The 10325-nt window shown below is 74.4% G+C and carries 13 protein-coding genes, 1 tRNA gene and 1 pseudogene; 10 read left to right on the forward strand and 5 right to left on the reverse strand.

Annotated features, from left to right (window positions below; translation table 11 throughout):
* The 5 genes from HDR73_RS05585 to HDR73_RS05605 all read left to right on the forward strand — a co-directional run.
* Positions 1–119 (forward strand): integrase core domain-containing protein (locus HDR73_RS05585; protein ID WP_287136286.1); only part of this gene is annotated, 119 nt, incomplete at its 5' end.
* A 76-nt stretch (positions 120–195) separates the two neighbouring features.
* On the forward strand, positions 196–1284 hold the full coding sequence (locus HDR73_RS05590) for a LacI family DNA-binding transcriptional regulator (protein WP_012297888.1): 1089 nt from the start codon (positions 196–198) through the stop codon (positions 1282–1284).
* A 171-nt stretch (positions 1285–1455) separates the two neighbouring features.
* On the forward strand, positions 1456–2154 hold the full coding sequence (locus tag HDR73_RS05595; RefSeq protein WP_012297889.1) for a ThuA domain-containing protein: 699 nt from the start codon (positions 1456–1458) through the stop codon (positions 2152–2154).
* A gap of 17 nt (positions 2155–2171) precedes the next feature.
* Positions 2172–3248, forward strand: coding sequence for a Gfo/Idh/MocA family protein (locus HDR73_RS05600; protein WP_012297890.1), 1077 nt, complete (start codon positions 2172–2174; stop codon positions 3246–3248).
* Between the two features lie 91 nt (positions 3249–3339).
* Complete coding sequence (locus tag HDR73_RS05605) at positions 3340–3687, forward strand: hypothetical protein (protein ID WP_012297891.1); 348 nt, start codon at positions 3340–3342, stop codon at positions 3685–3687.
* 45 nt (positions 3688–3732) lie between these two features.
* Here the strand turns inward: HDR73_RS05605 and HDR73_RS05610 are convergent, their stop codons facing one another.
* Positions 3733–5088 carry an alpha-amylase family protein gene (locus tag HDR73_RS05610; protein WP_094146307.1) on the reverse strand — a complete coding sequence of 452 codons (1356 nt, stop codon included), beginning with the start codon at positions 5086–5088 and terminating at the stop codon, positions 3733–3735.
* A 190-nt stretch (positions 5089–5278) separates the two neighbouring features.
* Between HDR73_RS05610 and HDR73_RS05615 the strand changes: the two genes are divergently transcribed.
* Positions 5279–5351 (forward strand) — tRNA-Arg (locus HDR73_RS05615).
* A gap of 103 nt (positions 5352–5454) precedes the next feature.
* Here HDR73_RS05615 and HDR73_RS05620 read toward each other — a convergent pair.
* From HDR73_RS05620 to HDR73_RS05630, 3 genes are read right to left on the reverse strand one after another with little or no spacing between them, the layout of a single operon-like run.
* A complete protein-coding gene (locus HDR73_RS05620) occupies positions 5455–5727 on the reverse strand; it encodes a response regulator transcription factor (RefSeq protein WP_049791878.1) in 273 nt (90 codons plus the stop codon).
* Complete coding sequence (locus HDR73_RS05625) at positions 5724–6788, reverse strand: hypothetical protein (RefSeq protein ID WP_012297893.1); 1065 nt, start codon at positions 6786–6788, stop codon at positions 5724–5726. Before HDR73_RS05625 ends, HDR73_RS05620 begins: the two co-directional genes overlap by 4 nt.
* Positions 6785–7201 (reverse strand): PadR family transcriptional regulator, encoded by a 417-nt coding sequence (locus HDR73_RS05630; RefSeq protein ID WP_012297894.1) that lies wholly within the window; start codon positions 7199–7201, stop codon positions 6785–6787. The genes HDR73_RS05625 and HDR73_RS05630 overlap by 4 nt, the downstream gene beginning before the upstream one ends.
* A 193-nt stretch (positions 7202–7394) precedes the next feature.
* On the opposite strand from HDR73_RS05630, the gene HDR73_RS05635 reads away from it, so the two are divergent.
* The 4 genes from HDR73_RS05635 (at position 7395) to HDR73_RS05650 (ending at position 10214) form a co-directional block, all read left to right on the forward strand.
* The gene (locus HDR73_RS05635; protein WP_223842695.1) at positions 7395–7715 is read left to right on the forward strand and encodes a DUF6412 domain-containing protein; all 321 of its coding nucleotides are present in this window, start codon (positions 7395–7397) and stop codon (positions 7713–7715) included.
* A gap of 103 nt (positions 7716–7818) precedes the next feature.
* Complete coding sequence (locus tag HDR73_RS05640) at positions 7819–8586, forward strand: YidC/Oxa1 family membrane protein insertase (RefSeq protein ID WP_012297896.1); 768 nt, start codon at positions 7819–7821, stop codon at positions 8584–8586.
* 64 nt (positions 8587–8650) lie between these two features.
* Complete coding sequence (locus HDR73_RS05645; protein ID WP_041464314.1) at positions 8651–9559, forward strand: alanyl-tRNA editing protein; 909 nt, start codon at positions 8651–8653, stop codon at positions 9557–9559.
* A 124-nt stretch (positions 9560–9683) separates the two neighbouring features.
* Positions 9684–10214, forward strand: a complete 531-nt coding sequence (locus tag HDR73_RS05650; RefSeq protein WP_223842696.1) for a hydophilic protein — start codon at positions 9684–9686, stop codon at positions 10212–10214.
* Positions 10215–10224: 10 nt separating this feature from the next.
* Here the strand turns inward: HDR73_RS05650 and HDR73_RS05655 are convergent.
* Positions 10225–10325 (reverse strand): annotated as a pseudogene (locus tag HDR73_RS05655) (IS481 family transposase); the annotation flags it as partial.

Genomic DNA, 10325 nt, shown 5'->3' on the forward strand with positions numbered 1-10325 from the left:
CCCGCGCCGCGACCTACCCTGCCTGGCTGCATCACTACAACCACCACCGCCCCCACACCGGCATCGGCGGACTCACGCCCGCCGAACGCGTTCACAACCTCACTGGGAACTACAACTAGTCCCCGCCCGTCTGGTCCCCGCCCGCCTCAGCGCCTGGGCCGGTCGCCGCGGCCGGGTCGGCCTAGCATCGCCCCCATGACCGACACGTTTCCCGATGCGCCGCGGCCGTCGGATCCCGAGCACGGCGCCGGCACCACGCTCGGCCTCATCGCGCGCGAGGCGAACGTGTCGATCGGCACGGTCAGCAAGGTCCTCAACGGCCGGAAGGGCATCTCCCCGGCCACGCGCTCCCGCGTCGAGGAGCTGATGGAGCTGCACGGCTACAGCAGGCGGGGGGCCGAGCGGCCGCACGGCGCGCTCATCGAGATCGTGCTCGAGGTCGTCGACACGGGCTTCTCGGTCGACCTGCTGCGCGGCGTCTCGGCGGTCGCCCGCGAGCACTCCCTCAGCGTCATCGTCACCGAGCACGGGCGCGACAACGCCCTCGACGGCGACTGGATGGCGGGCGTCATGCAGCGCCGGCCGATGGGCCTCGTCCTCGTCTTCTCGGACCTCGCGCCCGCGCAGAAGCGGCAGCTGCGGAGCCGGGGCATCCCGTTCGTGGTGGTGGATCCTGCGGGGTCGCCCGCCGCGGACGTGCCGGCCGTCGGATCCACCAACTGGGAGGGCGGCCACGCCGCGGGGGAGCACCTGCTGGGCCTCGGGCACACGCGCATCGGCGCCATCAGCGGCCCGCGGCACCGGCTCTACTCGCGAGCGCGCATGTCGGGCTTCCGCAGCGCGCTCGAGGCGGCGGGACCCGCGGTGTCGCTGGTCGAGGCGGAGGGCGACTACGGCCGCGTCGCGGGGTACCGCGCCGGCGGCGAGCTGCTCGACGGAGAGGCGCGCCCCACCGCGATCTTCGCCGGCAACGACGAGCAGGCGCTCGGGCTGTACGAGGCGGCGCGCGAGCGGGGGATCCGCGTCCCCGACGACCTCTCCGTGCTCGGCTACGACGACCTCCCGTTCGCGCGCATCGTCTCGCCGGCGCTCAGCACCATCCGCCAGCCCGTGCGCGAGATGGCCGAGGCCGCGGCGCGGATGGTGTTGCGGATCCGCGAGGGGCGGAGCGACGAAGCGACGCGGCTCGACCTCGCGACCGCTCTCGTGGTCCGCGCCAGCACGGCGGCCCCCGCGGCCCCCGCGGCCCCCGCGGCGACGGACGCGGTGTCGCCGCCCGAGTGAAACGTTTCGGATCGGCGGCGACCTCCTTGCCCCGCCCGACCGCCGGTGCGTAGCGTTCGAGGGGCGCACGGCAGCCGACCGGACGCACTCGACGAAGGAGTCGCCCGTGATGCAGATCCCCCGCACGCCCGCCCGGTCGCATCGCGACCACCCGACCCGGACGGCGCGCTCGTGACCGCGGCCCGGAAGGCGCTCGTCGTCCGCGGCGGCTGGGACGGCCACATGCCCGTGGAGACCACGGGCCTCTTCATCCCGTTCCTCGAGGAGAACGGCTTCGAGGTGCGCGTGGAGGAGGGCTCGGCCGTCTACGCCGACGCCGCCGCCATGGCGGAGACCGACCTCATCGTGCAGGCCAACACCATGACGACAATCGAGCCCGAGGAGATGGCCGGCCTGTACGCCGCCGTCGTCGCGGGCACGGGCATGGCCGGCTGGCACGGCGGCATCGCCGATTCGTACCGGAACACGGCCGACTACCTGCACATGATCGGCGGCCAGTTCGCCCATCACGCGGGCAAGGACCCGGCCGAGCGCACGGGCGAGCAGTCCGACAACTACATCCCGTACACGGTCGAGATGACCGAGCTCGGGCGCACGCACGAGATCACCCGGGGGATCGCCGATTTCGACCTCGTGACCGAGCAGTACTGGGTGCTGAGCGACGAGTACAACGACGTGCTCGCGACCACGACGCAGACCGTGCGGCCGTGGGATCCGTGGCACCGTCCGGTCACCGCGCCCGCCATCTGGACCCGCCAGTGGGGCGAGGGCCGCATCTTCGTCTCCGCCCCGGGCCACCGCATCGAGGTCGTCGAGGACCCGAACGTCCGCACCATCATCGAGAGGGGCCTCCTGTGGGCAGCACGCTGACGCACGACGACGACGCGATGACCCTCGGGATCATCGGCGTCGGGAAGATCAGCGAGCAGTACTTCGCCGCGTTCGAGACCCTGTCCGGCGTGCGGCTCGTCGCCGTCGCCGACCTCGACCTCGACCGCGCGCGCACGGTCGCCGAGGCGCAGGGCGTGGACGCTCTGAGCGTGGACGACCTCATCGCCGACCCGCGCATCGACACGGTGCTGAACCTCACGATCCCCGCCGCGCACGCCGAGGTCGACCTCCGCGTGCTTGAGGCCGGCAAGCACGTGTACGGCGAGAAGCCGCTCGCGCTGAGCCCCGCGGAGGCCGCGCCGATCCTGCGGCTGGCCGAGGAGAAGGGCCTCCGCGTCGGATCCGCGCCCGACACCGTGCTGGGCACCGGGATCCAGACCGCCCGCGCCGTGCTCGACGCCGGCACGATCGGGAAGCCCGTCGCGGCGAACGCCTTCTGGGGCGCGCCCGGACACGAGCTCTGGCACCCGGCCCCCGCGTTCTACTACCAGCCGGGCGCCGGACCCATGTTCGACATGGGCCCGTACTACCTGACAGCGCTCGTGACGCTGCTCGGCCCGGTCACGCGCGTGCAGGGCGCCTCGCTGCGCTCCGACCGCGTGCGCTCGGCCGCATCCGACCCCGAGGCGCGCGAGATCCCGGTGACCGTCGACACGCACGTCAGCGCCGTGCTCACGCACGCGTCGGGCGCGGTCTCGACCGTCACGATGAGCTTCGACATCTGGGCCACGCGAATCCCGAACATCGAGGTGTACGGCACCGCCGGCACGCTCTCGGTGCCCGACCCGAACCACTTCTCGGGGCAGGTGCAGGTCGCCACGTCGACCGACCGCGAGTGGGCGGACGTCGAGCCGAGCGCCGGCTTCGTCGACGCGGGGCGCGGCTGCGGTCTCGCGGAGATGGCCGACGCGATCCGCCGGGGCGTGCCGCACCGGGCGTCGGGGGAGCTCGCGTTCCACGTGCTCGAGGTCATGGACGCGATCCTCGACCCCGAGGCGACGGGCGAGATCCGCAGCTCCGTGGGGCGCCCGGAGGCCGTGCCGCTGGGACAGCCGGGGCGCTCCGGCGACTGATCCGAGGTCGTCCGCGAGCAGATGGTGGGCAGCCTTCCACAACCCCGCCCGACGACCGTTCCTGGGAGCCCCGGCGGACTAGCCTGACGCCGTGACCCGCCACTTCTCGCAGTTCCTCTTCGCGCCGTACGGCGACGGAGAGGGGCTGCGCGCGGTGGAGGCGGACGACGAGCAGCTCCTCGGCGTGGACGCGCACGACGACCCTCGGGAACCCGAGGCGGACGTCACCGACCCGGCCGTCTGGCCCGCGCTCACCGCCGTCGAGTGGCCGCTCACGCACCGGCCGTTCGGCGACGATGACGAGCCCGAGATCGCGGACGGCCACTTCGCGCCCGCGGATCAGGATCCGGACGGGGAGGCCCAGGAGGAGGCCGCCGCGCACGCCGCCCGGGCCGCGCTCCTCGCCGAGGTCTACGGCTGGCCGCACCGCGCCATCTGACGCGGTCGTCGCAGCGAGCCACGGCACCCCGCGTCGCCGCTCCGGCTACGCGCCGGCCAGCACCGCCCAGGAGTGCCCGGGCACGCGTCCGTCGCCGGAGACGTCGCCCGCCTCGCGTCCGTCGGGCGAGCCGGCGATCTCCATGGGCTCTTCCCCCAGGTTGAGCACGAGGCGCAGCGCGTCCGGGGATCCGGGTGCCACGCCTGCGGCCGCCCCCGTGCCCGACGGCCGCAGCGTGATGGTGAGCGCGGTGTTGGCGAGGCCGGACGTCTCCATCCGCGCGTCGACCAGCCAGGCGTGCCGGCGACGGAGGCCGATGAGCTCCTGGTGCAGGCTGCGGATCCGGGCTGCGTGCTCGTCATCGTGCAGCTCGTCGGGTGAGGCCGGGTACGCGGGGCGCACGGCATCGTCGCCGCCTGCGCGGTCCTCCTTCACGCCGGTGAGGCCCCGCTCGTCGCCCGCGTAGATCGAGGGGATGCCCGGGAGCAGCAGCAGGAGCGCGACCGCGTGGCCGAGGTGGCGGGGGGCCACCGCGGAGGCGATGCGGGTCACGTCGTGGTTGCCGATGAAGGTCTGCGGCGTGAAGGACGGCAGCAGCTCCGCGTGGCGCGTGAGGGTCCAGTCGAGCTCGAACAGGTTCCGCTCGGCGATGGAGTTGCGGATCGACTTCCACAGCTCGTAGGCGGTGATGGAGTCGATGGTCGACTCGGCCTGGTATCCGACGTAGTCGCCGTGGATCATCTCGCCGACGAACCACGCGTCCGGGTGCCGCTCGCGGACGCGCGGCAGCACGGCCGCCCAGAAGGAGGCGGGCACGGCGTAGGCGGCGTCGAGCCGCCAGCCGGAGATGCCGCGGTCGAGCCAGTGGATCATCACCTCGGCCACGTGCGCGCGCACGGCCTCGGAGTCGTGGTCGAGCGTGACGAGGGCGCCGTGGCCCTCGAAGCCCACGGGCTCGCCGGCCTCGTCCCAGCGGAACCAGGAGGCCGCCTCGGATCCGGGCCCGTCCGCGAGGGCCTGCACGAACCGCGGGTGGCTGCGGCCGACGTGGTTGAAGACGCCGTCGAGGAGCACGCGCACGCCGCGGGCGGAGGCGTCGGCGAGGAGGGCGTCGAGATCGGCGTCGTCGCCGAGCCGGGGGTCCACGACCAGGTGGTCGCGGGTGTCGTAGCCGTGGGTCTCCGAGTCGAAGACCGGGCCGAGCAGCAGGCCGTTGGCGCCGAGGTCGACGAGGTACGGGAGCCAGGCGCGGAGGCGGTCGAGGCGGTGGGCGGGGGCCGCGTCGGGGTGCGCGGGGGATCCGCCGCCGGGTCCGGCGAGGTCGTCGCGGGTCTGCGGCGCGCCCGTGAAGCCGAGGGGGTAGACGTGCCACCAGACGACGTGATCGGTCCAGGATGCCAAGGGTCGCTCCTCGCGGTTCGGGTCGATCCAGCCTAATGAGCGGGAGTCGGGGCGGCCGGAGGCCGGGCTCCGTCGGACAGCGGGAGGGGCGCGGCCGCTCGTCGGCGGCGCGGATTCGCGGGGCGGCCCCGCAGCATGTAGGCTGTCTCCCGGCCTGATCGCCGCTCGCGGAGATCATCGCCGCAGGACTGCGCCCGTAGCTCAACGGATAGAGCATCTGACTACGGATCAGAAGGTTGGGGGTTCGAATCCCTCCGGGCGCACAGCACCTCCGGGTGCATCTCTCTGGTTGAGACAGAATGCCGAACGGCCCGCCACTGGCGGGCCGTTCGCGTTTCCCCGGGTCGGTCATCCGAATCCCGTCGCTCAGCGCGTCGTCGCGAGCGGCTCCACCACGCCGTTCTCGTACGCCCAGATCGTCGCGTGCAGGCGGTCGCGCACGCCGAGCTTGTCGAGCGTGCGGCTCACGTGCGTCTTCACGGTCGTCGGCGCGAGGAACAGCCGGCCCGCGATCTCCGCGTTCGACAGCCCGCGGGCGACGAGCACGAGGATCTCCCGCTCGCGCGCGGTCAGCCGCGCGAGCCCCGTGCGGGTGCCGATCCCGCCGGACGGCTGCTCGTGGTCGAGGAGCGCGCTCACGGGGTGGGCTCCGGGGTGGGCGTGGGAGTTGCTGTCGGCGTTGCCGCAGGGGCGTCGCCGGTGGCGCCTCCGGGGCTCGGCGTCGGCGTCGGCGTCGAGCCGGGACCCGCGCGCAACGGGAGCGCCTTCGCGAACGGGGGCCGCACGGCGCCGGATCCCGTCGCCGTCGCCCCGTCGGAGGTGGCGAGGAGGTCCCTCTCGAGCGGGAAGACGTTCCACGCGCCGTCGGCGGGCTTCATGCGCTCTCCCGTCACGGGATCGGTGAGGCGGCCGTCATCCATGACGCTGCTGACGGTGGTCACGGGCTCGCCGTCCTGGTCGAAGAGCTGGACGCGGTCGAGGAGGTTCCCGTCGGCGTCGTAGGCGAAGAGGTTCGTGAGCGCCTTGCCGTCGAGGGACAGGCCCGGCTGCTGGTAGGAGGAAGGGTAGGCGGACTCAGCGTAGGAGCGAGGCGCCATCTCGTCGATGGAGACGGGGATCAGGACCACGAGCGATGCGGCCGTGATCACGCTGATGGTCGCCTTGAGCGTCCGCGCCGGAGCGGAGCGGACCCAGTTGCCGCGTCCCCACTGGACGCTGATGACGACGAGCGCGATGAGCAGGACCCATGCAGCGGGGTTCCGTGGGAGGACCGAGAAGCCGCCGAAGATCACCGTGACGAAGCACAGGTATCCCGCCCACGCTCGCAGCAGCCACCACACCGGGCGGAAGAGGATGAGCAGGTCGAGGATCGCCGAGAGCTCCCGGTTCGCGCGGATGCGGGCGTGGACGTCGCGGCCCCGGGCGCGCATGCTCTCCCGCATCTGCGCGATCGGAGACAGGGGCGCCGCCGCCACCGCCCGCTCCGGCAGCCCGGCCGAGCTGCGCAGCTCGTCGGCGTAGCGCACGGGATCGCCGAGCTCGAGGGCGCCGTCGTGATCCGCAGCCTCCTCCTGCAGGTCGGCCTCGAGGCCGCCCGTGAGGTCGTCGACGTCCTCGGCATCGAGGTCGGCGAGCCGGGCGCGCACGGCCGCGGCGAACGCCTGGATGCGGGTGTCGAGGGTGGGATCTGCGGTGTTCACGGCTTCTCTCCGATCGTGCGGACGTTCACGGATGCGGGCACGGGGCCCTCGCCGGCGCCGCCGGCCTTCCGGGTGCGGTGGGTCGGCGCGGGGGCCGGCTCGCCGAGGAGCCCGCTCATGGCCGTCGCGAACGCCGCCCACGTGGCCCGCTGGCCGGCGAGCAGCTCGCGGCCCTCGGGGTTGATCGCGTAGTACTTGCGGTGCGGTCCGCCCTCGGACGGGACGACGTAGCTCGACAGGGCGCCTGCCGCGTAGAGCCGGCGCAGCGTCCCGTAGACGGAGGCGTCGCCGACGTCGCCGAGGCCGGCGTCGCGCAGGCGCCGGACGATGTCATAGCCGTACCCGTCGTCGTGCTGCACGACGGCGAGCACCGCGGTGTCGAGCGCGCCCTTGAGGAGCTGCGTGGTGTCCATCAGTCGATCTCTCTCATGCGTCGCACAGTATCACGCAGTGCGCGGTACCTCGGAGTGCCGCGCAGGGCGGCGCGCCGAGGGGCGGCGTCCGCGGCCGGCGGCGCAGCTGGCGGTGGCGGGGACGGGCGGGCGCCCCGGCCCTCGTGCCCGCCCGCCCCTCGTGCTCGCGCCGGGCCCGGTGCTACCGTCGGGCATGCCCATCGTCCTGGAGGTCCTCGGCCGCGTGCTCGCCCTCGTGGGCGACGTCGTGCTGGGCGGCGCGGGCGTCACGCCAGCGATCCTCCTCGCAGCACTCCTCGGCGCCGCATCCGTGGCCGCCGCGGTCGCGCTGGTGCGCATCGCCGCGGCACGCGGGCTCCTCGGATCCGCCGCGCCGCCGCTGCGCCCGGACGAGGACGTCGACCTCCCGGTGCTCGTCTCCTCGAGCGACCCGGACGCGGACGGACACGAGCGCTCCCGGGCCCCGGGCCGGCGGATGCAGGTCGTCGTTCCTGCGCCGCTCCCGGCCGCCTGACCGCGGCCAGCAGGGGTCCGCCGCCACCGCGTGGCACGGATCCGGCGCGCGCCCGCATGCGACGACCAGACGGACCCCCTCCGCTCTCGTCGCAAGGAACCCCGTGGACCCCACATCGATCGCCCCCGTCCGAGCCGTGCTCGACGGCCTGTCCCAGCTCGTCGTCGGCCTCGCCGACCTGATCCACCCGCTCGCCGGCGCCTCCGCCACCGGCGTGGCCGTCATCCTCCTGACCCTCGTCGTGCGGGCCGTGCTCGTGCCGGTCGGCGTGGCGCAGGTGCGCGCCGAGATCCAGCGCCTCCGGATCGCCCCCGCGCTCGCCGAGCTCCGCCGCCGGCACGCGGGCAAGCCCGAGCAGATGTCGCGCGCGGTGCAGGAGCTCTACGCCCGGGAGGGCGCGTCGCCGCTCGCCGGCTGCCTGCCGACGCTCGCCCAGGCGCCCGTGCTCGCGGCCGTCTACACGCTGTTCGCGCACGCGCGGATCGGCGGCGAGGCGAACGCGCTGCTCGCCGCGCCCTTCGCCGGGCTCCCGCTGGGATCGAACGCGCTGGCCGCTGCCGGCATGGGCGTCGCGCCGCTCGTCGTCTCGCTTGTCGTGCTCGGGCTGCTCGCCGTGGTGATCGAGGTGCGGCGGCGCGCCGACCTGCGGTTCCAGGGGCCGCCGGCGGCCGCCGATCCGGCGCTCCCCGGCATGGCGGGGATGACCGCGATGACGCGCGTCCTGCCGTTCGTCACGGTCGTCTTCGCGGGCGTCGCCCCGCTCGCCGCCGCCCTGTACCTGCTGTCGAGCGCGGCTTGGACGCTCCTCGAGCGCGCGGCGCTGCGGCGCCTGCTCGGCCGGGCGCGCGCCACGGGGACCGCGCCCGCGTGACCCACCGGGCCGGCCCGCCGCACGCGGTCTGCGAGGATCGAGGCACACCGAGCCGGGAGCCGCCATGACCTCCACCCCCGCGGGCGCCGTCGCCCTGCCGCCCACGCGCGTGACCTACCCGGCGGGATCCGTCGCCTCCGCGGGCACGGTCCTCCGCGTCGACGACCTCGCCGACGGAACGCGCGCCGTCGTGCTCGACGAGACCGCCTGCCATCCCGTCGACGCGGCCTGGCCCGACCAGCCCGCCGACCGCGCGGTGCTGCGGGTGCGCGGCGCCGGGATCGAGGTGCTCGACTGCGTCGTCGGCGCGGCGTCGACGGATCCCGCGGGTGACGCCGCGCTCCACGTCGGCGCCGACGTCCCGGTGAAGAAGGGCGCCGACGGCTGGTCGTTCGTCGCCGTCCACGTCGTGCCGGGCGACGCCGACGTCCGCGCGGGCGACGCCGTCGAGGTCGCCGTGGATCCCGAGCACCGTCGCGCCCTGAGCGCCGGCCACACGGGCTGCCACCTCGCCTCGCTCGCCCTCGACCGCGCGCTCGAGGGCGCCTGGAACAAGGACGTGCCCCGCGACGCGCTCGGCGCGCCCGGCTTCGACGCGCTCGCCATCGGCACCTCGCGCATCGGCCCGTGGTCGTCCGTCGACACGTACCGTCTCGGCAAGTCGCTGCGGAAGAAGGGCTTCGTGCCCGCCGCGCTCCTCGACCAACTCGAGGAGGTGCGCGGCCGGGTCGACGCCACGCTCGCCGCATGGGTCGCCTCGGGCGCCGCCGCGCGGATCGAGCGCGAGGGCGACCTGCTCACCTCGCGCCGCTCCTGGGTGTGCGAACTGCCCGACGGCACCGCGCGGATCCCCTGCGGCGGCACGCACGTCTCCGGTCTCGACGAGCTCGCGTCCGTCACGGTGGATCTCGACGTCGAGGAGGCCGACGGGGCCGTCGTGGTGCGGATGCGCACCACCTGCGTCCCGGCCTGACACCCCTGGTCGGGGGACTCCGGTATCCCCGCACCTCCCGCGTCGGGTAGCGTGGACGAGCGCCGTCCGGCCGACCGGCACCCTCGGTCCGGCGACGGCGCGGCGATGGAAAGTGGTATCGAACGTGGCAGCAACCCCCGCGACGAAGTGCTCGGTCTGCGGCAAGGCGAACCCCGTCGGCATGGCCACGGGCAACATCCTCGACCACGGTCGCAACCACGAGCGCTGCCCGGGTTCCGGGAAGCCGCCCGCGGTGTCGACCAAGCCCGCCTCGGCGGCCGCGAAGTCGGGTACCGCCCCGTCGCGGAAGCCCGCGAGCGACGCGGCGAAGCGCGAGCCCAGCCGCAAGACCACCCCGGCCAAGGCCGCCGGCCCCACGCGCGGCGTCACCGTGCGCCGCGTCGAGGTCGACACCGAGCGCCTGCGCCTCCGCGAGGAGAAGCTCGAGCGGATCCGCGTGCAGCGCGAGGAGGCGGCCCGCCGTCGCCTCGGCGACTACATCGTGCCGCTCGACGCCGACGGCCAGGAGGCCCCCGAGGCCGACATCACGTTGGAGACCATGGACGACGAGGCCCTGGCCGCCGTCGAGCCGGGTGCATCCACCGAGTCCGACGTCGCGACCGCCGACGCCGCGGACGGCCGCCCCTCCGCCTAGATGTACTGGGTCATGACGTTGGTGACACTCGGGCCGCGGGCGTGAGCCCGTGGCTTGAGTGGATTCGTTCAGTGTTGTAGTGCTCGATGAAGGGGTCAAGCGCGTCGGCGC

It is taken from the genome of Clavibacter sp. (genome assembly GCF_014802555.1).
Taxonomy (GTDB): Bacteria; Actinomycetota; Actinomycetes; order Actinomycetales; family Microbacteriaceae; genus Clavibacter; species Clavibacter sepedonicus.